Source organism: Pseudomonas sp. GW458-11-26-14-LB4 (assembly GCF_059423925.1).
Window position 1 is genome coordinate 381,817 of the sequence record NZ_JBWKYU010000001.1, and the last position, 22,366, is coordinate 404,182.

Annotated in this window: 21 protein-coding genes; 11 read left to right on the forward strand and 10 right to left on the reverse strand. The window is 62.1% G+C overall.

All coding sequences use genetic code 11. From position 1 onward, the window contains the following. The first annotated feature begins 13 nt into the window (after positions 1-13). The 4 genes from AC07XZ_RS01745 (at position 14) to ppx (ending at position 3,672) form a co-directional block, all read left to right on the forward strand. A complete protein-coding gene (locus tag AC07XZ_RS01745; protein ID WP_102685838.1) occupies positions 14-694 on the forward strand; it encodes an amino acid ABC transporter permease in 681 nt (226 codons plus the stop codon). Continuing rightward, positions 691-1,341 (forward strand): amino acid ABC transporter permease, encoded by a 651-nt coding sequence (locus tag AC07XZ_RS01750; protein ID WP_007951832.1) that lies wholly within the window; start codon positions 691-693, stop codon positions 1,339-1,341. The genes AC07XZ_RS01745 and AC07XZ_RS01750 overlap by 4 nt, the downstream gene beginning before the upstream one ends. Beyond that, on the forward strand, positions 1,328-2,065 hold the full coding sequence (locus AC07XZ_RS01755) for an amino acid ABC transporter ATP-binding protein (RefSeq protein ID WP_102685839.1): 738 nt from the start codon (positions 1,328-1,330) through the stop codon (positions 2,063-2,065). The genes AC07XZ_RS01750 and AC07XZ_RS01755 overlap by 14 nt, the downstream gene beginning before the upstream one ends. Positions 2,066-2,169: 104 nt before the next feature. Next, positions 2,170-3,672, forward strand: a complete 1,503-nt coding sequence (gene ppx / locus AC07XZ_RS01760) for an exopolyphosphatase (protein ID WP_102685840.1) — start codon at positions 2,170-2,172, stop codon at positions 3,670-3,672. A 66-nt stretch (positions 3,673-3,738) separates the two neighbouring features. Here the strand turns inward: ppx and ppk1 are convergent, their stop codons facing one another. Together ppk1 and hemB are read right to left on the reverse strand one after the other, a co-directional pair. Beyond that, the gene (ppk1, locus tag AC07XZ_RS01765) at positions 3,739-5,964 is read right to left on the reverse strand and encodes a polyphosphate kinase 1 (protein WP_085746759.1); all 2,226 of its coding nucleotides are present in this window, start codon (positions 5,962-5,964) and stop codon (positions 3,739-3,741) included. Positions 5,965-5,982: 18 nt separating this feature from the next. Then, positions 5,983-6,996 (reverse strand): porphobilinogen synthase, encoded by a 1,014-nt coding sequence (gene hemB, locus AC07XZ_RS01770; RefSeq protein WP_102685841.1) that lies wholly within the window; start codon positions 6,994-6,996, stop codon positions 5,983-5,985. 207 nt (positions 6,997-7,203) lie between these two features. On the opposite strand from hemB, the gene AC07XZ_RS01775 reads away from it, so the two are divergent. After that, a complete protein-coding gene (locus AC07XZ_RS01775) occupies positions 7,204-7,860 on the forward strand; it encodes a DedA family protein (RefSeq protein WP_085746760.1) in 657 nt (218 codons plus the stop codon). Here AC07XZ_RS01775 and AC07XZ_RS01780 read toward each other — a convergent pair. Then, positions 7,841-9,076, reverse strand: a complete 1,236-nt coding sequence (locus AC07XZ_RS01780) for a sterol desaturase family protein (protein WP_102685842.1) — start codon at positions 9,074-9,076, stop codon at positions 7,841-7,843. The two genes, AC07XZ_RS01775 and AC07XZ_RS01780, sit on opposite strands and share 20 nt — an antisense overlap. Positions 9,077-9,191: 115 nt before the next feature. Here AC07XZ_RS01780 and elbB point away from each other — a divergent pair, with 115 nt between their 5' ends. Further along, the gene (gene elbB, locus AC07XZ_RS01785; protein WP_102685843.1) at positions 9,192-9,860 is read left to right on the forward strand and encodes an isoprenoid biosynthesis glyoxalase ElbB; all 669 of its coding nucleotides are present in this window, start codon (positions 9,192-9,194) and stop codon (positions 9,858-9,860) included. 139 nt (positions 9,861-9,999) lie between these two features. Here elbB and AC07XZ_RS01790 read toward each other — a convergent pair whose 3' ends face one another. From AC07XZ_RS01790 to AC07XZ_RS01805, 4 genes are all read right to left on the reverse strand, one after another. After that, a complete protein-coding gene (locus AC07XZ_RS01790; protein WP_102685891.1) occupies positions 10,000-10,455 on the reverse strand; it encodes a YaiI/YqxD family protein in 456 nt (151 codons plus the stop codon). Between the two features lie 4 nt (positions 10,456-10,459). After that, entirely contained in the window at positions 10,460-12,355 is a 1,896-nt protein-coding gene (locus AC07XZ_RS01795) for an FTR1 family protein (protein WP_102685844.1), read from the reverse strand. A gap of 86 nt (positions 12,356-12,441) precedes the next feature. Further along, entirely contained in the window at positions 12,442-13,341 is a 900-nt protein-coding gene (locus AC07XZ_RS01800; protein ID WP_085746764.1) for a LysR family transcriptional regulator, read from the reverse strand. An 8-nt stretch (positions 13,342-13,349) separates the two neighbouring features. Then, a complete protein-coding gene (locus AC07XZ_RS01805) occupies positions 13,350-14,063 on the reverse strand; it encodes a cysteine hydrolase family protein (protein WP_236188245.1) in 714 nt (237 codons plus the stop codon). Between the two features lie 199 nt (positions 14,064-14,262). Between AC07XZ_RS01805 and AC07XZ_RS01810 the strand changes: the two genes are divergently transcribed. The 5 genes from AC07XZ_RS01810 (at position 14,263) to AC07XZ_RS01830 (ending at position 19,025) form a co-directional block, all read left to right on the forward strand. Further along, entirely contained in the window at positions 14,263-15,663 is a 1,401-nt protein-coding gene (locus tag AC07XZ_RS01810; RefSeq protein ID WP_102685845.1) for a COG3014 family protein, read from the forward strand. Between the two features lie 206 nt (positions 15,664-15,869). After that, on the forward strand, positions 15,870-17,264 hold the full coding sequence (locus AC07XZ_RS01815) for a COG3014 family protein (protein ID WP_007951845.1): 1,395 nt from the start codon (positions 15,870-15,872) through the stop codon (positions 17,262-17,264). A gap of 15 nt (positions 17,265-17,279) precedes the next feature. Further along, the gene (locus tag AC07XZ_RS01820; RefSeq protein WP_011336502.1) at positions 17,280-17,654 is read left to right on the forward strand and encodes a YcfL family putative periplasmic lipoprotein; all 375 of its coding nucleotides are present in this window, start codon (positions 17,280-17,282) and stop codon (positions 17,652-17,654) included. A 36-nt stretch (positions 17,655-17,690) separates the two neighbouring features. After that, positions 17,691-18,278, forward strand: a complete 588-nt coding sequence (gene lpoB, locus AC07XZ_RS01825; protein WP_007951848.1) for a penicillin-binding protein activator LpoB — start codon at positions 17,691-17,693, stop codon at positions 18,276-18,278. A gap of 3 nt (positions 18,279-18,281) precedes the next feature. Continuing rightward, positions 18,282-19,025 carry a penicillin-binding protein activator LpoB gene (locus AC07XZ_RS01830; RefSeq protein ID WP_102685846.1) on the forward strand — a complete coding sequence of 248 codons (744 nt, stop codon included), beginning with the start codon at positions 18,282-18,284 and terminating at the stop codon, positions 19,023-19,025. A gap of 60 nt (positions 19,026-19,085) precedes the next feature. Here AC07XZ_RS01830 and AC07XZ_RS01835 read toward each other — a convergent pair whose 3' ends face one another. From AC07XZ_RS01835 to AC07XZ_RS01845, 3 genes are all read right to left on the reverse strand, one after another. Continuing rightward, positions 19,086-19,718: a LysE family transporter gene (locus AC07XZ_RS01835; RefSeq protein ID WP_102685847.1), complete on the reverse strand. Its 633-nt coding sequence runs from the start codon at positions 19,716-19,718 to the stop codon at positions 19,086-19,088. Between the two features lie 115 nt (positions 19,719-19,833). Continuing rightward, positions 19,834-20,415, reverse strand: a complete 582-nt coding sequence (locus AC07XZ_RS01840) for a mechanosensitive ion channel family protein (RefSeq protein ID WP_007951853.1) — start codon at positions 20,413-20,415, stop codon at positions 19,834-19,836. Further along, positions 20,415-22,325: an ATP-binding cassette domain-containing protein gene (locus AC07XZ_RS01845; protein WP_102685848.1), complete on the reverse strand. Its 1,911-nt coding sequence runs from the start codon at positions 22,323-22,325 to the stop codon at positions 20,415-20,417. Before AC07XZ_RS01845 ends, AC07XZ_RS01840 begins: the two co-directional genes overlap by 1 nt. Between the last annotated feature and the right edge of the window lie 41 nt (positions 22,326-22,366).

The window sequence follows — 22,366 nt, forward strand, 5'->3', positions numbered from 1 at the left end:
GCGGGAGACTTTCATGGCCTATCAGTTCGATTTCTTGCCGGTGGTGGAAAACACCGACCTGCTGTTGCGCGGGGCGTTGCTTACCCTTGAGCTGACGGCCATCGGCGCGCTGCTCGGGGTTGGCGTGGGCATCGTCGGGGCGCTGGTGCGGGCGTGGAACATCCACCCGTTCTCGACGATCTTCGGCGTTTATGTGGAGTTGATCCGCAACACGCCATTTCTGGTGCAACTGTTCTTCATCTTCTTCGGCCTGCCGTCCCTCGGCGTGCAGATTTCCGAGTGGCAGGCGGCAGTGCTGGCGATGGTGATCAACCTCGGTGCGTATTCGACCGAGATCATCCGCGCCGGCATCCAGGCGATTCCGCGTGGGCAGCTGGAAGCTGCGGCGGCATTGGCGATGAGCCGTTTCGAAGCGTTCCGCCACGTGGTGCTGCTGCCGGCACTGGGCAAAGTGTGGCCGGCTCTGAGCAGCCAGATCATCATCGTCATGCTCGGGTCGGCGGTGTGTTCGCAGATCGCCACCGAAGAGTTGAGCTTCGCCGCCAACTTCATTCAGTCGCGCAACTTCCGCGCCTTTGAAACCTACGCCCTGACCACCCTCATTTATCTGTGCATGGCGCTGCTGATCCGTCAGCTGTTGAACTGGCTCGGTCGGCGCTACCTGTCGAAAAGCAGCGCAAGGAGCAGCCAATGAGCGACTTCACGTTCTGGGACATCCTGCGCAACCTGTTGACCGGCCTGCAATGGACGCTGGCGCTGTCGCTGGTGGCATTCATCGGCGGCGGGATCGTCGGATTGCTGATCCTGATCATGCGCATCTCGAAGAACCCGCTGCCCAGCAGCATCGCCCGCACCTGGATCGAACTGTTTCAGGGCACGCCGCTGTTGATGCAGTTGTTTCTGGTGTTCTTCGGCGTGGCGCTGGCCGGGGTGGAGATTTCGCCGTGGATGGCGGCGGCGATTGCCCTGACGCTGTTCACCAGTGCTTATCTGGCGGAGATCTGGCGCGGCTGCGTCGAGGCGATTCCCAATGGTCAGTGGGAAGCTTCGTCGAGCCTGGCGCTGAATCCGCTGGAGCAACTGCGCTACGTGATCCTGCCGCAAGCGCTGCGCATCGCCGTAGCGCCGACCGTGGGTTTCTCGGTGCAAGTGGTCAAGGGCACCGCGGTGACCTCGATCATCGGCTTCACCGAACTGACCAAGACCGGCGGCATGCTCGCCAACGCCACCTTCGAACCGTTCATGGTCTACGGCCTCGTTGCCCTGGGCTACTTCCTGCTCTGTTACCCCCTGTCCCTCAGTGCGCGCTATCTGGAAAGGAGACTGCATGCCTCTGCTTAGAATTTCCGCCCTGCATAAATACTACGGCGATCACCACGTGCTCAAAGGCATCGACCTGAGCGTCGAGGAAGGCCAGGTGGTGGCGATCATCGGCCGCAGCGGCTCGGGCAAGTCCACCCTGCTGCGCACCCTCAACGGTCTGGAGTCGATCAACGACGGCGTGATCGAAGTCGATGGCGAATACCTCGACGCCGCCCGCGCCGATCTGCGCAGCCTGCGGCAGAAAGTCGGGATGGTGTTTCAGCAGTTCAACCTTTTCCCGCACCTGACGGTCGGCGAAAACGTGATGCTCGCGCCACAGGTGGTGCAGAAAGTGCCCAAGGCCAAGGCGCAAGAACTGGCGCGGCAGATGCTCGAGCGCGTCGGCCTGGGCGAGAAGTTCGATGCGTTCCCGGAACGCCTCTCGGGTGGCCAGCAGCAACGGGTGGCGATTGCCCGGGCGCTGGCGATGTCACCCAAGGTGCTGCTGTGTGACGAGATCACCTCGGCGCTGGACCCGGAGCTGGTCAACGAAGTGCTCAGCGTGGTCCGCCAGCTCGCGAAAGAAGGCATGACATTGATCATGGTAACCCACGAAATGCGCTTCGCCCGGGAGGTCGGGGACAAACTGGTGTTCATGCACCAGGGCAAGGTGCACGAGGTGGGGGATCCGAAAGTGCTGTTTGCCGATCCGCAGACGCCGGAGCTGGCGAATTTCATCGGAACCGTGGATGCCGCAGGCTGAAAGCTGGCCGTCAGTGCGCTAAATCAAGGGTTTGAACCATGCGCGTTGGCGGCAGCGTTTGATCGTGGCACGATGTCGGGGTTATCGACCGAGACCCCCAGACCATGCCGCAATCCCAAGCCAAGAATCTGTCCCTGATCGCCGCGATCGACCTGGGCTCCAACAGCTTCCATATGGTCGTGGCCAAGGCCCAGAACGGCGAAATCCGTATTCTCGAACGGCTCGGTGAAAAGGTTCAGCTGGCCGCCGGCATCGACGATGAGCGTCAGCTCAACGAAGAATCCATGCAGCGCGGCCTCGACTGTCTCAAGCGCTTTGCTCAACTGATCAACGGCATGCCACTGGGCGCCGTGAGGATCGTCGGCACCAACGCCCTGCGCGAGGCGCGCAACCGTGGCGAATTCATCCGCCGCGCCGAAGAAATCCTCGGCCATCCGGTGGAAGTCATCTCCGGCCGTGAAGAGGCCCGCCTGATCTACCTTGGCGTGTCCCACACCCTCGCCGACACCCCGGGCAAACGCCTGGTCGCCGACATCGGCGGCGGCAGTACCGAATTCATCATCGGCCAGCGTTTCGAACCGCTGCTGCGCGAAAGCCTGCAAATGGGCTGCGTGAGCTTCACCCAGCGCTATTTCAAGGACGGCAAGATCACCCCGGCGCGCTACGCCCAGGCGTACACGGCGGCGCGTCTGGAAATCATGAGCATCGAACACGCCCTGCACCGCCTGACCTGGGATGAAGCCATCGGCTCCTCGGGCACCATCCGCGCCATCGGCCTGGCGCTGAAGGCCGGCGGTCATGGCACCGGCGAAGTGAATGCCGAAGGTCTGGCGTGGCTCAAGCGCCGCCTGTTCAAGCTCGGCGATGTCGACAAGATCGATTTTGAAGGCATCAAACCTGACCGTCGCGCGATCTTCCCGGCGGGTCTGGCGATTCTCGAAGCGATCTTCGACGCCCTCGAACTGCAACGCATGGATCACTGCGAAGGCGCGCTGCGTGAAGGTGTGCTCTACGACCTGCTGGGTCGCCATCACCACGAAGACGTGCGCGAACGCACCCTGACCTCGCTGATGGAGCGCTACCACGTCGACCTCGAACAGGCTGCACGGGTCGAGCGCAAAGCCTTGCACGCGTTTGATCAAGTGGCCGTGGACTGGGAGCTGGACGACGGCATCTGGCGCGAACTGCTGGGCTGGGCGGCGAAAGTGCACGAAGTCGGGCTCGACATCGCTCACTATCACTACCATAAACACGGCGCTTACCTGATCGAGCACTCGGACCTCGCCGGGTTCTCCCGCGAAGATCAGCAAATGCTCGCCCTGCTGGTGCGTGGCCACCGCCGCAACATCCCCAAGGACAAGTTTGCCGAGTTCGGCGACGACGGCGACAAGCTGATCCGCCTGTGCGTGCTGCTGCGTTTCGCCATCCTGTTCCACCACATCCGTGGTACCCAGGCGATGCCGCAAGTGGCGTTGCATGCCAACGGCAACAACCTCGACGTGGAATTCCCGGAGAACTGGCTGGATGAGAATCAGCTGACTCAGGCGGATTTCGGGCTTGAGGCGGAGTGGCTGACGCGGGTGGGGGTTGTTCTGACCGTGCATTGAGTAACGGGCAGGCACAAAAAAGGCGATCCGGATGGATCGCCTTTTTTATGGCGTTGAAACCTGCGGTCAGCTGCTCACCGGCAGAATCGGGCTGCCCAACCGCTCCAGCAGCGTCGCCTGCGCACTGCGCGGGTTCTGGTTGCCGGTCGGCGTGTTGCGGATGTAGCGGCCGTCCGATTGCAGGCTCCAGCTGTGGGTGTTGTCGGTCAGGTACAGCTCCAGCTCTTTCTTGACCCGGGTCAGCAGCTTCTTGCCTTCCACCGGGAAGCAGGTCTCGACGCGCTTGTCGAGGTTGCGCTCCATCCAGTCGGCGCTGGACAGGAACATCTGCTCCTCGCCGCCGTTCAGGAAGTAGAACACCCGGGTGTGCTCAAGGAAGCGACCGATGATCGAGCGCACGTGAATGTTGTGCGAAACCCCGGCGATGCCCGGACGCAGACAGCACATGCCGCGCACCACCAGATCGATGCGCACGCCGGACTGGCTGGCCTTGTACAGCGCGCGGATGATCTTCGGATCGGTCAGCGAGTTGAACTTGGCGATGATGTGCGCCGGCTTGCCGTCGAGCGCGAATTGCGTCTCGCGCAGGATCATGTCGAGCATGCCCTTCTTCAGGGTGAACGGCGCATGCAGCAGCTTCTTCATGCGCAACGTTTTACCCATGCCGATCAACTGGCTGAACAGTTTGCCGACGTCTTCGCACAAAGCGTCGTCGGAAGTCAGCAGGCTGTAGTCGGTGTACAGACGGGCGTTGCCGGCGTGGTAGTTACCGGTGCCGAGGTGCGCGTAACGCACGATCTCGCCGGCCTCGCGGCGCAGGATCAGCATCATCTTGGCGTGGGTCTTGAAGCCGACCACGCCGTAAATCACCACCGCGCCCGCCGCTTGCAGACGGCTGGCCAGTTGCAGGTTGGACTCTTCGTCGAAGCGCGCACGCAGCTCGATGACCGCCGTCACTTCCTTGCCATTACGCGCGGCGTCCACCAGCGCATCGACGATTTCCGAGTTGGCGCCGGAACGGTACAGGGTCTGGCGCACGGCCAGAACGTGCGGGTCTTTCGCGGCCTGGCGCAGCAGGTCGACCACCGGGGTGAACGACTCGAACGGGTGCAGCAGCAGGATGTCCTGCTTGCTGATCACGCTGAAAATGTTTTCGCTGTTTTGCAGCAGTTTCGGAATCTGCGGCGTGAACGGCGTGTATTGCAGCTCCGGATGGCTGTCCAGACCGGTGATGCTGAACAGACGCGTCAGGTTCACCGGGCCGTTGACCTGATACAGCTCGGTCTCGCTCAGGTTGAACTGCTTGAGCAGGTAGTCCGACAGGTGTTTCGGGCAGGTGTCGGCAACTTCCAGGCGCACGGCGTCGCCGTAACGACGGGAGAACAACTCGCCACGCAGGGCGCGGGCCAGGTCTTCGACGTCTTCGGAGTCGAGCGCAAGGTCGGCGTTCCGGGTCAGACGAAACTGGTAGCAGCCCTTCACCTTCATGCCCTGGAACAGGTCATCGGCGTGGGCGTGGATCATCGACGAAAGGAACACATAGTTGTCGCCAGGGCCGCCGACTTCTTCCGGCACCTTGATGATCCGCGGCAGCAGACGTGGCGCCGGGATGATCGCAAGACCGGAGTCGCGGCCGAAGGCGTCGATACCTTCGAGCTCGACGATGAAGTTCAGGCTCTTGTTCACCAGCAACGGGAACGGGTGCGTCGGGTCGAGGCCGATCGGGGTGATGATCGGTGCGATCTCGTCGCGGAAATAGCGGCGCACCCAGGTCTTGAGCTTGGTCGTCCAGTTACGGCGACGGATGAAGCGCACCTGATGTTTTTCCAGCTCCGGCAGCAGGATGTCGTTGAGGATTGCGTACTGGCGGTCGACATGACCGTGCACCAGTTCGCTGATGCGGGCCAGGGCCTGATGCGGTTGCAGGCCGTCGGCGCCGGCCTGTTCACGGGCGAAGGTGATTTGTTTCTTGAGGCCGGCGACGCGGATTTCGAAGAATTCGTCGAGGTTGCTGGAGAAGATCAGCAGGAACTTCAGCCGCTCCAGCAACGGGTAGGACTCGTCCAGCGCCTGTTCCAGCACGCGGATGTTGAACTGCAGTTGCGACAACTCACGGTGGATGTACAGGCTGCTGTCATCCAGGCCGGGAATCGCGATCGCCGGAACCGCCGTGGCAGGCTCGGTTGCCGGCGCGGGTGGCGCAGGCTCCAGTTCCGGCGGGGTTTCGGTAATCTGCTCGACCACGGGTTGAGCTTCTTTTACGGCAACTTCAGTGAGTCCTTCGGTATTCATCGAATGTTCCTGGGAGGGCTATTTCTGCTCTCGTAACAATTGAGCGGCACGGACAGCAAAGTAAGTCAGGATGCCATCAGCGCCGGCACGTTTAAAGGCGGTCAGGGATTCGAGGATCACGCCTTCGCTCAACCAGCCATTCTGGATCGCCGCCATGTGCATGGCGTATTCGCCGCTGACTTGATAGACGAAAGTCGGCACTTTGAAGGCATCTTTTACCCGGAACAAAATGTCCAGGTACGGCATGCCGGGTTTGACCATGACCATGTCCGCGCCTTCAGACAAGTCCGCGCCCACTTCGTGCAGCGCTTCGTCGCTGTTGGCCGGGTCCATCTGATAGGAGGCCTTGTTCGCCTTGCCCAGGTTCGCGGCCGAACCCACGGCGTCGCGGAACGGGCCGTAGTAGGCACTGGCGTACTTGGCCGAGTAGGCCATGATCCGCACGTTGACGTGGCCAGCCAGTTCCAGCGCCTCGCGGATGGCCTGGATGCGGCCGTCCATCATGTCCGACGGGGCAACCACCTGGGCGCCCGCAGCAGCGTGGGACAACGCTTGCTTGACCAGTGCATCGACGGTGATGTCGTTCTGCACATAGCCTTCTTCATCGAGAATGCCGTCCTGACCGTGAGTGGTGAACGGGTCGAGGGCGACGTCGGTGATCACGCCCAGTTCGGGGAATCGGTCACGCAGCGCACGGGTGGCGCGCTGGGCGATACCTTCGGGGTTCCAGGCTTCGGCGGCATCGAGGGATTTGAGTTCAGGCGGGGTAACCGGGAACAGCGCCAGCGCCGGAATTCCCAGCTCGACCCATCTGGCGGCTTCTTCAAGCAGCAGGTCGATGGTCAGGCGCTCGACACCCGGCATCGAGGCCACGGCTTCGCGGCGGTTTTCACCGTCGAGCACGAACACCGGCAGGATCAGGTCATCGACCGTCAACACATTCTCACGTACCAGCCGCCGGGAAAAATCATCACGGCGATTGCGACGCAGGCGGGTGGCAGGGAACAGACGGTTGGCTGGGGTAAAGCTCACGGCAGACTCCTGAGCCCGCGCAAACGGGCGAGCGTGACAGTTATAGACGGCCATTATGACGAACAGATGACAGTTGTGTGAGACCTGTGACGTGTAGCCGCATTCCATTCTCAGCGTAGGAAATGTTCACGTCGAGACACATTTCGACACTTTCCTGAATGTGTCCGAAGGGTTAGGCTGCGCGTTCATTTCGCCAGCACCCAGACAATGCTCCAACAATTTCTGCATGACTTCGGCTACTTTGCCCTGTTTCTCGGGACGTTTTTCGAAGGCGAAACCATCCTGGTGCTCGCGGGCTTCCTCGCGTTCCGTGAATACATGGACATCAAACTGGTGGTGGTCGTGGCGTTCTTCGGCAGCTATGCCGGCGATCAGCTGTGGTACTTCCTGGGCCGCAAGCACGGGCGCAAGCTGCTGGCGCGCAAACCGCGCTGGCAGATGATGGGCGACCGCGCGCTGGAACACATCCGCAAGCACCCGGACATCTGGGTCCTGAGCTTTCGCTTCGTGTACGGCCTGCGCACGGTGATGCCGGTGGCAATCGGCCTGTCGGGCTATCCACCGGGACGTTATCTGCTGCTCAACGGTATCGGCGCCGCGATCTGGGCCACCGCGCTGGCCGCCGCTGCTTACCATTTCGGTGCTGTGCTCGAAGGCATGCTCGGCAGCATCAAGAAGTATGAGTTGTGGGTACTGGGCGCGCTGCTGGTGCTCGGCCTGGGCCTGTGGCTGCGCCGCCGGTTCAAGAATGCCCGGCTGGCGAAAAAGGTCTACGAAGAAGAACAGGCCGAGCAACTGGCCAAGGCCGAACGGCACAAAGCCGAAATGGCCAAGACCGCCGACCCTAAGACGCCAGCCGAGTAAGTCGCTGGCGGCAGCAATACAGCCCGATGGCGCTGAGCAGGCTGTAACTGAGCAGGCCGACCCACATTCCCGGGCTGGCCGGCCAGAGTCCGACCAGCGGCGCCAGCCACACCAGCGGCAGATTCGAGGCCAGCCGCAGCACTTCCAGCCTCCCCGCCCATGGGCGATTCTCCAGGGCCACGCCCAACACGAACAAACCGAACGCCACCGCGCCCCAGCCGAGCAGTAACGCGCCGGTGGGCAGACTGCGTTCCAGATTCAGCAGATAGCTGCCCAGCGCGACATAGACGCCGAACTGCAACCCCACGTACCACTGCTGACGGCAGTCCAGCGGCACCTCGAACTTGCGGAACTGACTCAGGTCCGGCTTGCTCATCGGGTACTTCGCCGCGACGTCCGCCGGACGCCAGCCAGTGCGCATGAACCAGATCCGGATCTTGTCCCAGGTGCGCTCGGCCCGGCGTGCGTCATCCCATAGCTGCACGTAGAACTGCAGGTTGGCCCATAACGGATTCCAGCTCGCCAGCGGCGTGGTCACGCCGAAAATCACCGGTTCGTTGTCGTCCTCTTCCTGAAACGAGCCGAACAGACGGTCCCAAATAATGAACACCCCGCCGTAGTTGCGATCCATGTAGAGAGCGTTCTGTGCATGGTGGGCCCGATGATTGGATGGCGTGACGAAGCACCACTCGAACCAGCCGAGCTTGGGAATGTGCCGGGTATGGACCCAGAACTGATACAGCAGATTCAGCGCCGCAACGCTGACAAACACCAGCAGCGGCACCCCGAGCACCGCCATCGGCAGGTAGAAAATCCAGCTCAGCAGGAACCCGGTACTGGTCTGGCGCAGGGCCGTGGAAAGGTTGTAGTCCTCGCTCTGGTGATGCACCGAATGCGCGGCCCAGAGGATGTTGCGTTCATGGCCCATGCGATGCAGCCAGTAATAGCAGAAGTCATAGCAGACAAAGGCAAACACCCAGACCCAGACGCTGTCCGCAGGCAACCTGACCAGCGCCAGATGCTCAAGGGCAAACGCATAGGTCACCAGGCCCACACCCTTGGTCAACAGGCCGGTGGTGGTCGACAACACCCCGGTGCTGATGCTGTTCACCGCATCGGCCAGGCGATAGTTGCTCACCCCGCGCCAGCGGTCGGCGATGAGCTCCACCGCAATCAACACGAAGAAAAACGGTACCGCATACAGGATGAAGTTCATGACGCGCCCTGGTCGGAATCTGTAGCACAGATCCTAGGTGTAGCCGCGGCTTGATCCTATGGCAACGAACGACAAATTAGAGGACATTTAGCGCCATGAATCTGGAGAGAAACCCATGAGCAAAAAAGTTGCAGTGATCCTGTCCGGTTGCGGCGTGTACGACGGCGCCGAGATCTACGAAAGCGTCATTACCCTGTTACGCCTTGACCAGCGCGGCGCACAGGTGCAGTGCTTCGCCCCGAACATCGCGCAATTGCATGTGATCAACCACCTGACCGGTGAAGAAATGCCCGAATCGCGCAACGTGCTGGTGGAATCGGCACGCATCGCCCGGGGTAACGTCAAGGATCTGCGTGAGGCCGATGTCGAGGACTTCGATGCGCTGATCGTGCCAGGCGGTTTCGGTGCAGCGAAGAACCTGTCGAACTTCGCCATCGAAGGCGCCGGCTGCACCGTACAGCCGCAAGTGCTGGCGCTGGCCGAAGCCTTTGCCGAAGCGGGCAAGCCTGTTGGCCTGATCTGCATCTCGCCGGCACTGGCCGCGAAGATCTACGGCCCGGGCGTGACCTGCACCATCGGCAACGATGCCGACACGGCCGCCGCCATGAACAAGATGGGCGCCACCCATGAAGACTGCGCGGTGACCGATATCGTCGAAGACAAGGCGCGCAAACTGGTGACCACCCCGGCGTACATGCTGGCGCAGTCGATCAGCGAGGCGGCTTCGGGGATCAACAAGCTGGTGGATCGGGTGTTGGAACTGACCCACGAAAACGACGCCTGACCGGAGACCGTGATCGTTCCCACGCTCTGCGTGGGAATGCAGCCTTGGACGCTCCGCGTCTGCTTTGCATCGGCGGTGAGACTGGGACGCGAAGCGTCCCGAGAGGCATTCCCACGCAGAGCGTGGGAACGATCAATGTTCAGGTTTTGCGGGTGAGCCTGGTGAGGATCCGATCCAGCGCGTTGGCAAACGCCTGCTTCTCGCGGTCACCGAACGGCGCCGGCCCGCCGCTGACTTGGCCCTGCTCACGCAGATCGGTGAACAGGTTGCGTATCGCCAGCCGCTCACCCATGTTCTGCGCGTCGAACTCCTTGCCTCGCGGGTCCAGCGCTGCAACGCCCTTCTTCACCAGCCGGTCGGCCAGCGGGATGTCGCTGCAGATCACCAGTTCGCCCGGCACCGCGTGTTCCACCAGATAATCATCCGCTGCATCCGGGCCGCTCGGCACCACGATCAGCTTGACGATCGCCAGCGCCGGTTTGCTCTGCGGCTGCCCCGCCACCAGCACCACTTCGAAGCGACGCTTGAGGGCGAACTTGACCACCAGCTCCTTGGCCATCTTCGGGCAGGCGTCGGCATCGATCCATACGCGCATCATCTCAAGCCGCCATGCGGCGCTTTTCAGCCACCCAACTGCGACCGTACAGCACGATAATCGCCGCAATCGCCACGGCCTGCGCCGTCAGCGAATAGGCATCGGCATGAATGCCCAGCCAGTCGAAATCGAAGAACGCCACCGGCCGGGTGCCGAAGATCCCGGCTTCCTGCAACGCCTTCACGCCGTGGCCGGCGAATACCACCGACAACGCACAGAGCAGCGCTGCGTTGATGCTGAAGAACAGCGTCAGCGGCAGTTTCGCCGAGCCGCGCAGAATCACCCACGCCAGACCGAACAGCAGCACCAGCGCCGTCGCGCCGCCGGCGAGTACCGCGTTATGCCCGGCAGGGCCGGCCTGCAGCCAAAGGGTTTCGTAGAACAGGATCACTTCGAACAGTTCGCGGTACACCGAGAAGAACGCCAGGATCGCGAAACCGAAACGCCCGCCTCCGCCAACCAGGCTCTGCTTGATGTAATCCTGCCAGGCCGCCGCGTGCCGACGGTCGTGCATCCACACCCCGAGCCACAACACCATGACGCTGGCGAACAGCGCCGTGGCGCCTTCGAGCAGTTCACGCTGGGAACCGCTGACGTCGATCACATACGCCGCCAGTGCCCAGGTGCCGAGGCCGGCCAGCAGCGCCAGCCCCCAACCGACGTTGACGCTGCGCACCGCCGATTGCTGGCCGGTGTTGCGCAGGAACGCGAGGATCGCTGCCAGCACCAGAATCGCTTCCAGACCTTCGCGCAGCAGAATCAGCAGACCGGAGATGTAGCTCAGCGACCAGCTCAGACCATCGCTGCCCAACAGGCCGGCGGATTCCTTGAGCTTGGCCTTGGCCGCGTCCAGACGCTGCTCGGCCTGCTCGACCGGCAAGCCGTCCTGCAGCGATTGCCGATAGGCCATCAGGGATTTTTCGGTGTCCTTGCGCACGTTGGCGTCGACGTTGTCCAGCGAGCTTTCGACCAGTTCGAAGCCTTCCAGATACGCCGCCACCGACAGGTCATAGGCCTGATCGTGCTCACCGGCGCGGTACGCCGCCAGGCTCTTGTCCAGCGTCGCGGCGGTGTAGTCGAGCAACTGCGCCGGGCCGCGCTTGACCTGCGGCGGCTGCGCCCGTTGTACACGGAAGATCGCGGCGGCTTCAGCGCCTTCGGCAGCCTGCACTTCGGCCGGGGTCTGGCGGGCCAGGTCGGCGATATTGTAGGTCTTGTCGGATTTGGCCGTGGCCGGATCGGCGCTGAACTGTGCGATGTAGGTCGCCAGGTCCCAACGCTGACGGTCATCCAGTTGATCGGCGAACGCCGGCATGTCAGTGCCTTCGACGCCCTGGCCGAGGGTGCTGTAGATCGCGTACAGGCTCAGGTGATCCATCCGCGCAGCGTCGCGCAGATTGGCCGGCGCCGGCGTCATGCCGAGACCCGCCGGGCCGTCGCCGGCACCGGTGTCGCCGTGACACACCGAGCAGTTTTGCGCGTAGAGCGGCGCACCACGGGTCGGATCAGGGGTGATGATCGGGGCCTGGCTGACTTCATAAGCCACCGCCAGTTTCGCCCCCAGTTGCCGGGCCTGACGGGCGACGTCCGCGCCGTCCTGTTTCGCCGAGATCGCGGCGTGCAAGGCGGTGACGCCCTGTTCGAGAGCCGCTTTCTCAGGCTTGGCAGGCAGGCCGGCGATCAGCCCTTGCAGCACCTGGGTGAACTCCAGCTGCTCGCGGTATTCGCCGTCGTCGATGACCTTGCCTGCCGCTACCGTTGGCGGGTAATCGGCGCTGATGTAATCCAGCAGGTGCAGCGCTTGCGGCGCGCCTTCCACGGTGTCGGCCAGCAGATTGAAGCTGCTCAGGGCGCACAACGGGAACACCAGCCAGGCCAGAAATCGGGACGCGGCAGTCATGAATGAGTCTCAAGTGGAAATGCGAAGTTACATATTGTTCACGTCGAGCGCGTTTCCCTCAAGCTTTCTTGGCGGCCCGACGGCTTTTAGCGCAAGGGTGCACTCGCCTTGCGGTAGTGTTCGGCCATGAATTCGACGAACACCTGCACCTTCAGCGCCACATGCCGGGCGTGAGGATAGAGCGCGTAGTAATGCCGCTGACCGAGGCTGTAGTTGGGCAGGATCTGCACCAGCCGGCCACGCAACAGATCGTCCTGCACCGTGGCCCGGGTGAACGCGGCAATCCCCACACCGGCCAGCGCCGCCGCATGCAGCGAGCTGATCGAGTCCGCCTTGAACCGTCCCTGAGCCCGCACCGCTGTCGTCAGCCCGCGCGCATCGGTCAGCGACCAGTCGCCACCGCCGGCGAACGCGAGCAATTGATGTTCGGCCAGCTCACTGACCTGGCGCACCAGACCGTGTCGCGCGACGTAGGTCGGCGAGGCCACCAGCACCAGCTCGGATACCGTCAGCAGACGCGCCACCAAGGATGAATCCGCCAGCGGCCCGCAGATGCGCAGCGCGACATCGAAGCCTTCGGCGATCAGGTCGACAAAACGGTCATCGCAGGACAGATCGACCTCAACCTCCGGATATCGCTGCTGAAACGCCGGCAACCAGCACGCCAGCTCCAGCGTGCCGATCACCACCGGCGCGCTGATGCGCAAAAGCCCACTGGGTGTCTCACGGGCCTGCCCGACCGCCAGTGCGGCCTGATCGACGCGATCGAGAATGTCCACGCACGCGGCGTAATACTGCTGCCCGGCCGTGGTCAGGCTGAAGCGCCGGGTGTTGCGGTTGATCAGGCGCGTGCCGAGCTCCGCCTCCAGTTGCTGGAGCTGGCGGGAGATCGTCGAATGCGTGGTGTCGAGCCGCTCGGCGGCGGCAGTGAAGCCGCGACACTCGACGATGCAACGGAACGCGCGCATGGCCAACAGCTGATTCATCGAAGCCCTCAGTCGAGTGGCAGGCGAACGATCTGCTGCGTGGTCATGACGTCACCGAAGGTGTCTTCGATTTCGGCCAGCGCCGCGCGGTGCAGGCTGTCCTTGTCGACGGTGTCGCCGTTGACGCGGGTGATCGCCCGGGTCGCCGAAGCATCGGATGCTACCACGACCTGATAGCCCAACGGCGCAGCGTCCCGGGCACCGCCGGCAACGCAGGCGTGGGTCATCAGCCCGGCGAAAATCACGGTCTTGATGCCGGCCTGCTTGAGCTGCCGATCGAGGTCGGTGCTGGCGAACACGCTGACCGTTGTCTTTTGCAGCACGTGATCCTGCGCCCTCGGCTGCATCAGCGGATGAAACTTCACGGTCTCGCCGCCCTGTGCGAACACTGGCGAACCGGCGGGCGCGACGTGCTGGACCTGGAACACTGGAATCTTCGCCTGATCGGCAAAGCGGATCAGCTCACGGGCCTTGTTCATGGCTGCGATGCCGTCGGGAATCGGCAGACGCCCGCTGAAGTACTCGTTCTGGAAATCGATCACCACCAGCGCGGTGGTCTTCGGGTCGAGGCGTTCGATCGGCGCCGCGCCGGATATTGCACGAAGGGTTGGATGAGCATCCGGTGCAGTACTGGCCATCGCACTGCTGACCGCAGCGAGACCAAGACTGGCGAACAGGATTCTGAAAACTGAGCTGCAGCGATACGTTTGCGAGAGAGTCATGACGCGGTTCCTGTAGAGAGGCGTATAAGTCGGGCCAAGTCTAGAAATCCGCAAACGCCCTGACCACGGCAGTATTGGCACATGATCTGTGCAACTTTTGCACAGATCATGTCAAAAAATCTGCCCGGCAATTAGCCATCATCTCCCACTATAATGCGCCACTTCAGCCGCCCTTCTGTTCAAGGAAGAACCCCTCGCCATGCGCCATTGCCTGCTGTTTTCCCTTTTGTTCAGCATCGTCTTGCAGTTGAGCGGTTGCGGGGCCTACCGCAATTACGACCTGGAACTGCAACAGACCACCGATCAGTTGAAAGCGGGCGACACCAACGGTGCGCTGGCCCTGATCGAGGCGCATAACGCGGATGAAGAAAAAGACCTGCTGTATTACTTCGAGAAAGGCGCGGTACTCAGCGCTGCCGGGGAGTTGCCGCAAAGTCAGGTCGCCTGGCGCAGCGCCGAACAGATGGTGATCCAGCGTCAGGACACCATAGAAACCGCCGGCGACAAGTTGCTGTCCGCCCTGGGCAATCAATGGGGCAGCATCATCAACGACAAGATTCGTCGCTACGATGGTTACGACTATGAAAAGGTCATGCTGACCACGCAAATGGCCCTGAATCAGTTGGCCGTGAATGACTTCGACGGTGCCCGTGCGGACATCAAGAAAACCCACGAACGCGAAACAATGATCGCCCGGCAACGGGAGCTGGAATACGAGCGCATTGAAAACGCCGCCAAGGCCCAAGGCGCGCGTGTGCATTACAAGGATCTGCAAGGTTACCCGGTGGTCATGCTGGACTCGCCGGCGGTCATCGCTCTGAAGAACGGCTATCAAAGTGCGTTCAGCCACTATCTGGCCGGCTTCACTTATGAAGCCCTGGGTGAAAAGGATCTGGCCGCACCCGGTTACCGTCAGGCCATAGAACTGCGTCCTGACATGCCGTTCTTCCAACAGGCATTGCATGACCTCGACAGCCCCGGGCTCAAGGCGGGCGAAAGCGATGTGCTGATCATCGTGCAAAGCGGGCTGGCGCCGGCTCGCAGTTCGGTGCGAGTGCCGTATCCGGTGAAGCTTGAGGACGGTCAGGTGATCGTGGCCAATGTGTCGTTTCCGGTGATGGTGCCCGACACGTCCACCCCACCCTTCGATCAGATCAGCCTCGACGGTCGTCCAAAGAAGCTGATCACGGTCAACAACATTACCGACATGTCCTTGCGCACTCTGCGTGACGACATGCCCGGGATCATCCAGCGCACCACGTATCGCGCGTTCCTGGCGGCAGACGTCCAGGGCACCGACAATCGGCGCAACCCGGCCAAGGCGTCCTATGTGACCCATTACGATGGATTCGAGCACGCAGACACCCGCACCTGGCGCACCCTGCCCAACCTCACCCAGGTACTGCGCCTACGGCTGAAGAAAGGCGAGCACATGATCAATCTGCCTACCGCACCCGGTGTCGCACCGCTTAAAATCCGCATCGATCAGGATCGTCAGATCATCGGCCTGCGCGCCCTGGGCGACAGAATCTATGCCAACGGCAGCGCTTTCCAGGCCTCCACATCGCCGGAAAGCCGCGTGGTATCCGGCCTGAAATAAGTAATGGCACCTTACCAACCGGTGCAATTAAAAAGCTATTACATAGCCAGCACCGCCCGCTTATAATGCCGCGCCCGCGCTATCGCGTTGCGGCATTAAAGCTCCTCTTGTTATGAGGAATTGGCAGGAGGCCAGCGCCACTGTCGATCGGTCCCAGCAGCCCGACCCGCACCCGAGGCTGTCGCTACTCATGGAAGAAGTACCCCATGGCATTCCGCGCTCCCACTCTGATCGCGCTCAGCGCTGTCACCCTGCTGTCCGGCTGTTCGGCGTTTCGCAACTACGATTCCGAACTGGCCCAGACCAACCAGCAACTGGCCACCGGCAACGTCGATGCCGCCCTGACCCTGCTGGAAAAGAACAACACCGGCCCGGACAAGGACCTGCTCTATTACTTCGAGAAGGGTGAGCTGCTGCGCGCCAAGGGCGATCTGTCCGGCAGCCAGAATGCCTGGACCAGCGCCGACCAGGTGGTGGGCAAGTGGGAAGATTCGGTCAAGCTCGACACCGACAAGTACCTGGCCCAGTTCGGCAGCTTCCTGGTCAACGACAAGGTGCGCCGCTACGAAGGCTACGACTACGAAAAAGTCATGCTGACCACGCAGATGGCCCTGAACCTGCTGGCGGTCAACGATTTCGACGGCGCCCGTACCGCGATCAAGAAGACGCACGAACGTGAAGCGGTGATCGCCGACCTGCGCGACAAGGAATACCTCAAGAGCGAAGAGGAAGCCGAGAAAGAAGGCATCAAGACCGAATACAAGGACTTGCAGGGCTACCCGGTCGCCAGCCTCGACGCGCCGGAAGTGGTCGGCCTGAAAAACAGCTACCAGAGTGCGTTCAGCCATTACCTGGCCGGTTTCGTTTATGAAGCCCTGGGCGAGAAAGACCTCGCTGCGCCGGGCTATCGCAAGGCTGCCGAACTGCGCCCGAACACGCCGCTGCTGGAGCAGGCGCTGGTCAACCTCGACAAGCCGGTCAAGAGCGACGACAGCGACATCCTGATCGTGGTGCAAAGCGGTCTGGCGCCGGCCCGCGATTCGATCCGCGTGCCGCTGCCGCTGCCAATCTCCAACAACGTAGTGATCACTCCGCTGTCGTTCCCGATCATCAAACCTGACACCTCCACCGCGCCATTCGCGCAGATCGGTGTCGATGGCCAACAGGTCGACCTGACCGCGCTGAACAGCACCACCGCCATGTCCCGCCGCGCCCTGCGCGATGACATGCCGGGGATCATCCTGCGCACCACCGTGCGCGCAATCACCAAAGGTGTGGCCCAGAAGAAGATCAACGAAACCAACCCGCTGGCCGGTCTGGCGGTCGGTATTTCTTCAGCTGTGCTCGAAGGTGCCGATACCCGTACGTGGCGCACCCTGCCGGACACCACTCAAGTGGTACGTCTGCGCTTGAAGAAAGGTGAGCACCAAGTCACTCTGCCGAGCGCCGTCGGTGGCTCTCAGGTCAAGGTGACCGTCGATCAGCGTTATCAGGTGATCACCCTGCGCGCCGTCGGCAATCAGGTGTTCGCCGCAGGCCTCGCCGCCCACGTGACCCCGAGCGCTGGCGCCACCGCCGTGGCCAGCCTCAAACAACCTTAAGAACGGAGTCTTTGCATGCGCTTCAAACTCATCGCCGTCGCCGCCCTCGCCCTGCTGGCGAGCGGTTGCGCCACCCCGCCACCACCGGAGCCGGGCAGTGCCGCGAGCAAGGTCGTGGCCATGGGCCCGCAGAAACACATCGTGGTCGGCGCGATGCGCGTGGCCCGCGAAAACGGCTTCATGACCGTCAACGTGCAGTTGAGCAACACCCTCAACAGCAACAAGACGTTCTACTACCGCTTCGCCTGGCTCGGGCCGGAAGGTTTCCCGATCGCCGAAGAAGAAGTCTGGAAGAGCCAGATGATGTACGGCGCCCAGACCAGCTTCATCCAGGGCATCGCCCCGACGCCGAAAGCCGTGGATTTCCGTCTGGAACTCAAGACGCCTTAAGCCCGACACCCTATTCCCGATTCAGAGAGCATTCCCATGTTTGCACGCTTTTCCTTCATCGCCGTCCTCGCCCTGCTGGCCTCCGGTTGCGCCAACACTTCGCCGACCCTGGGCAGCAAGAACATCAGCTACGGCGACACCAAGGCCGTTGAAACCGTGACCAACGAGTTCGGTTCGACCGACCTGCAGATGATCGCCGAGTCGATGACCCGTTCCCTGGCCCAGTCCGGCATTCTGCAGGGTCGCCCTGTGGTCCAGGTCTACGACGTGAAGAACAAGACCAGCGAATACATCGACACCCGCGAAATCACGACCAGCATCAAGACCCAGCTGATGAAGTCCGGTACCGCCCGTTTCGCCAGCGACAACACCGCGATGCAGAGCCAGGTCGACCAGCTCAAACTGCAAAACCAGAGCGGCCTGTACAAGAAGAGCACCGTGGCCAAGACTGGCAACATGATCGCTGCCAAATACCGTCTTGAAGGTTCGATCAGCTCGATCGTCAAGCGCAGCAGCGACTACAAGGACGTCTTCTACAAATTCAGCCTGCAACTGATCGACGTTGAAAGCGGTCTGGCCGAGTGGATGGACGAGAAAGAGATCCGCAAAACCACGGAGCGTTAATCGATGCGCACATGGATTGGCATGATGGCCCTGGCTTGCGCGTTCAGCGTGCAAGCGGCCCCGAAAGTCGCGGTAACGGATCTGGCGTACCAGGAACGTGTGGAGCAATACATCCACATCGTTTCGTCGAAGAACAACTACCGCGAGGGCTACTACAGCTCCAGCGGTTCTTCGAGCTACGACGAATTCGAAGCCAACACCAGCTACATCGAACAGACCGAACTGCGTAAGTTCACCGGCGACATCAAGGGTGAAATCCTGCGTACCGGCATGTTCCAGCTGGTGCAGGGCACGCCGTACACAGCGTCATCCAAGGGTGACATCTACGATGTGATCAAGCGGATCAAGGCCGGCAACTTCAAGGGTGCCGACTACGTGCTGTTCGGCACCGTGTCGGACATCGACTTCACTCAGGACATGAACGAGCTGGCGCACACCGACAGCTATTCGGCCGTGCTGGGCCTGACGCTGGTGGCCGACTTCAGCCTGATCAATACCAAGACCTACGAAATCACCTCGGCCTTCACGGCGATGGGTGAAGCGCAGGACACCAAACTGGTGAACCACCGCGACATCAAGATCTCACTCAACCGCCCGCGGGTAGTGCGTGAAGTCTCGAAGGCACTGGGCGAAGACGTGGCCGGACAGCTGAGCATGCAGCTCGGTGGTGGCGGTTACGAGCAGCCGCGCGAACCGCAGCAGCGCAACAATCTGCCGCGTGATACGGCGCCAGTGATTCTTCACTGACCGACTGCCGGAAACGAAAAAGGCGACCTGAGAAGGTCGCCTTTTTTGTGCCTGTACGCTTTACACGGCGGCTTTGCGCAACGTCGCCATGAACGCCGCGGCGCCAATGAACAGTCCGGCAAACGTGCGGTTCATGCGTCGCTGCTGTGTCGGTGTGCGCAACAGGCGCAGCACCTTCGACGCCAGACCGGTGTAGCCGGCCATGACGATCAGGTCGACCGCGATCATGGTCACGCCGATCACCACGTACTGGATCAGCAGCGGCGCATGCGGATTGATGAATTGCGGCAGCACCGCGAGCATGAACACCAGCGCCTTGGGGTTGCTGATGTTCACCAGAAAGCCACGGAACACCAGAGCCAGCGGTTTGCCGATCGGGCGTACCGCTGCGTCATCGCTCATGTCCATAGGTAATGCGCGCCACTGCTTGATCGCGAGATAAACCAGGTAGGCGACACCGAACCATTTGATCGCATGGAACGCGGTGGCCGAAGCCGTGAGGATCGCGCCGACACCGGCGCCGACGATGGCAATCTGCACAGCCAGGCCGATCTGCAGGCCCAGGGCATTCCAGTAGCCGCGCCAGAAACCGTATTGCAGGCCGCTGGACATCGACGCAATGGCGCCGGCACCCGGAGAAAGACTGATCACCCAGCAGGCGGCAAAAAACGCCAGCCATGTTTGAAGCTCCATCGCACACCTCGACTTCGGACTCGTGACAATCCTCAAAGCTAATGCGGATTTGGCTGAATGACTACCGATTTTTTGCAGGATGTTGCGGCCGCCGACCAACGTGGCCGGCGCCCGATCACTTTTCGAAACCGCTGGAAGGGAAGATATCCGTGCCGCGCCAGCGTCGCACCGAACGCTGGAAGAACAGGCTGTTGGGCACTTGCACCATGGCGCTGCCGGTGCCGAGCTCTTCAGCCTCGATCAACGTGGTGTAGAGCAGATTGATCGCCACCACCCGGCCTTTGACGCCGGGCTTGTCGGTGGTGTCGACCAGTTCGACCACATCGCCAAGACGGAACGGGCCGACGGTGAAGATCAGAATCGCGCAGAGCAGGTTCGACAACACACTCCACATCGCGAAGAACGCCACCGCCGCCACCGCGACGAAGCCCGACAACGCAGTCCACAGCACGGTGGCCGAGACCCCGAGGCGTTCCAGCACGAAGATCAGCGCACTGCCCATGATCAGCCAGCGCAGTCCGCCGCGCAGCGGCATCAGCAGCTGCGGCGGAAACGGATACTTCTCGCCCAGGCGGGTCAGGAATCGGGCGACGACGCGCTGGGCGAAGTAGCCGGCCAGCAGGATCAGCAGAATCTGCACGCCGAGCCAGATCGGCTCGACCCACATCGCCGGCAATGGAAGTTTGAAGGCGTCCATCAGGACAACGCCTCCAGCTCCGCCTGCATGCTTTCCAGCGTTTCCAGGGCTTCCATCCACGCTTCTTCAAGTTCGCCTTCGCGGACTTTCAGCTTGGCCTGTTCGGCCAGCAGGTCTCGCAATTCGTTCTTGCGCGCCGGCTCGTAAATGTCGCTGTCGCCAAGGCTGGCATCGACCTTCGCCAGTTTCTCGTGCAGCTTGCCGAGCTCGGCTTCGAGCTTGTCGGCTTCGCGCTTGTGCGGCGCCAGTTGCTGACGCAACGCAGCGGCAGCCTGACGCTGGGCCTTCTTGTCGGTCTTGTCCGGGTTGACCGGTGTGTTGCTGACCGGGGCATTGCGCTGACGGTATTCCACCAGCCAGCGGGCGTAGTCCTCGAGGTCGCCGTCGAACTCTTCGACCTTGCCGTCCGCGACCAGGAAGAAGTTGTCGGTGGTGCTCTTGAGCAGGTGCCGATCGTGGGAAACCACCAGCACCGCGCCGCTGAATTCCTGCAACGCCATGGTCAGCGCCAGGCGCATTTCCAGGTCGAGGTGGTTGGTCGGTTCGTCGAGCAGCAGCAGGTTCGGCCGTTCCCAAGCGATCAACGCCAGGGCCAGACGGGCCTTTTCGCCACCGGAAAAATTCAGTACCGGCTCATCGATGCGTGCGCCACGGAAGTCGAAACCACCGAGGAAATCGCGCAGGGTCTGCTCGCGCTCGGTCGGCGCCAGACGCTGCAAGTGCAGCAACGGACTGGCCTTGGCATCCAGCGAATCAAGCTGATGCTGGGCGAAGTAACCGACCACGGTGTTCTCACCGCGAGTCAGGCGCCCGGCCAGCGGTTCGAGCTCACCGGCGAGGTTTTTGATCAGGGTCGATTTACCCGCGCCGTTGGGGCCGAGCAAGCCAATCCGCGCGCCGGGGGTCAGTTGCAGCTTGACCTTCTCCAGCACGGTTTTCTCGCCATAACCCAGACGCGCATCAGATAGGTCGATCAGCGGGCTGGAGATCTTGGTCGACTCGCGGAACACGAAGTCGAACGGCGAATCGACGTGGGCCGCCGACAGTTCTTCCATGCGCTCGAGGGCCTTGATCCGGCTCTGGGCCTGACGGGCCTTGGTGGCCTGGGCCTTGAAGCGGGCGATGTAGCTTTCCATGTGCGCACGCTGCGCCTGCTGCTTCTCGTAGGCCTGTTGCTGCTGGGCCAGACGCTCGGCACGGGCGCGTTCGAACGCGGTGTAGCCGCCACGGTAGAGCGTCAGCTTGCGCTGATCGACGTGGGCCACGTGATCGACCACCTCATCGAGGAAATCCCGGTCGTGGGAAATCAGCAGCAAAGTGCCGGGGTAACTTTTCAGCCACTCTTCGAGCCAGATGATGGCGTCGAGGTCCAGGTGGTTGGTCGGCTCGTCGAGCAGCAGCAGGTCCGATGGGCACATCAAAGCCTGCGCAAGGTTCAGACGCATCCGCCAGCCACCGGAGAAATCTCCTACCTGACGATCCATCTGCTCGTTGGTGAAACCGAGGCCGGCCAGCAATTTGCGCGCACGGGCGTCAGCAGTGTAACCATCGGCGCTGTCGAGTTCGGCGTGCAGGCGGGCCAGCGCGGTGCCGTCGTGGGCCTCTTCGGCTGCCGCGAGCTCACGCTGCACTTCGCGCAGGCGCAGATCGCCGTCGAGCACATAGTCGACCGCCAGGCGTTCGAGCGTGTCGACCTCCTGGCGCATGTGGGCGATACGCCAGTCGGCCGGCAACAGGCAGTCGCCCGAGTCCGGGTGCAACTCACCGCGGAGCAAGGCGAACAGGCTGGATTTGCCGGCGCCGTTGGCACCGATGAGGCCGGCTTTGTGGCCGGCGTGCAGGGTCAGCTCGGCGTCTTCTAGCAGACGTTGCGGACCACGCTGTAAAGTCAGGTTCTGAAGTCGGATCATAATGGCGGCGGAGTCTACCAGCTTCCCCCGCAACTGGCGCG

Coding starts and splice junctions, on each gene's coding strand:
- AC07XZ_RS01745 (WP_102685838.1), top strand. CDS start 14: ATGGCCTATCAGTTCGATTTCTTGCCGGTGGTGGAAAACACCGACCTG.
- AC07XZ_RS01750 (WP_007951832.1), top strand. CDS start 691: ATGAGCGACTTCACGTTCTGGGACATCCTGCGCAACCTGTTGACCGGC.
- AC07XZ_RS01755 (WP_102685839.1), top strand. CDS start 1,328: ATGCCTCTGCTTAGAATTTCCGCCCTGCATAAATACTACGGCGATCAC.
- ppx (WP_102685840.1), top strand. CDS start 2,170: ATGCCGCAATCCCAAGCCAAGAATCTGTCCCTGATCGCCGCGATCGAC.
- ppk1 (WP_085746759.1), bottom strand. CDS start 5,964: ATGAATACCGAAGGACTCACTGAAGTTGCCGTAAAAGAAGCTCAACCC.
- AC07XZ_RS01775 (WP_085746760.1), top strand. CDS start 7,204: ATGCTCCAACAATTTCTGCATGACTTCGGCTACTTTGCCCTGTTTCTC.
- AC07XZ_RS01780 (WP_102685842.1), bottom strand. CDS start 9,076: ATGAACTTCATCCTGTATGCGGTACCGTTTTTCTTCGTGTTGATTGCG.
- elbB (WP_102685843.1), top strand. CDS start 9,192: ATGAGCAAAAAAGTTGCAGTGATCCTGTCCGGTTGCGGCGTGTACGAC.
- AC07XZ_RS01790 (WP_102685891.1), bottom strand. CDS start 10,455: ATGCGCGTATGGATCGATGCCGACGCCTGCCCGAAGATGGCCAAGGAG.
- AC07XZ_RS01795 (WP_102685844.1), bottom strand. CDS start 12,355: ATGACTGCCGCGTCCCGATTTCTGGCCTGGCTGGTGTTCCCGTTGTGC.
- AC07XZ_RS01800 (WP_085746764.1), bottom strand. CDS start 13,341: ATGAATCAGCTGTTGGCCATGCGCGCGTTCCGTTGCATCGTCGAGTGT.
- AC07XZ_RS01805 (WP_236188245.1), bottom strand. CDS start 14,063: ATGACTCTCTCGCAAACGTATCGCTGCAGCTCAGTTTTCAGAATCCTG.
- AC07XZ_RS01810 (WP_102685845.1), top strand. CDS start 14,263: ATGCGCCATTGCCTGCTGTTTTCCCTTTTGTTCAGCATCGTCTTGCAG.
- AC07XZ_RS01815 (WP_007951845.1), top strand. CDS start 15,870: ATGGCATTCCGCGCTCCCACTCTGATCGCGCTCAGCGCTGTCACCCTG.
- AC07XZ_RS01820 (WP_011336502.1), top strand. CDS start 17,280: ATGCGCTTCAAACTCATCGCCGTCGCCGCCCTCGCCCTGCTGGCGAGC.
- lpoB (WP_007951848.1), top strand. CDS start 17,691: ATGTTTGCACGCTTTTCCTTCATCGCCGTCCTCGCCCTGCTGGCCTCC.
- AC07XZ_RS01830 (WP_102685846.1), top strand. CDS start 18,282: ATGCGCACATGGATTGGCATGATGGCCCTGGCTTGCGCGTTCAGCGTG.
- AC07XZ_RS01835 (WP_102685847.1), bottom strand. CDS start 19,718: ATGGAGCTTCAAACATGGCTGGCGTTTTTTGCCGCCTGCTGGGTGATC.
- AC07XZ_RS01840 (WP_007951853.1), bottom strand. CDS start 20,415: ATGGACGCCTTCAAACTTCCATTGCCGGCGATGTGGGTCGAGCCGATC.
- AC07XZ_RS01845 (WP_102685848.1), bottom strand. CDS start 22,325: ATGATCCGACTTCAGAACCTGACTTTACAGCGTGGTCCGCAACGTCTG.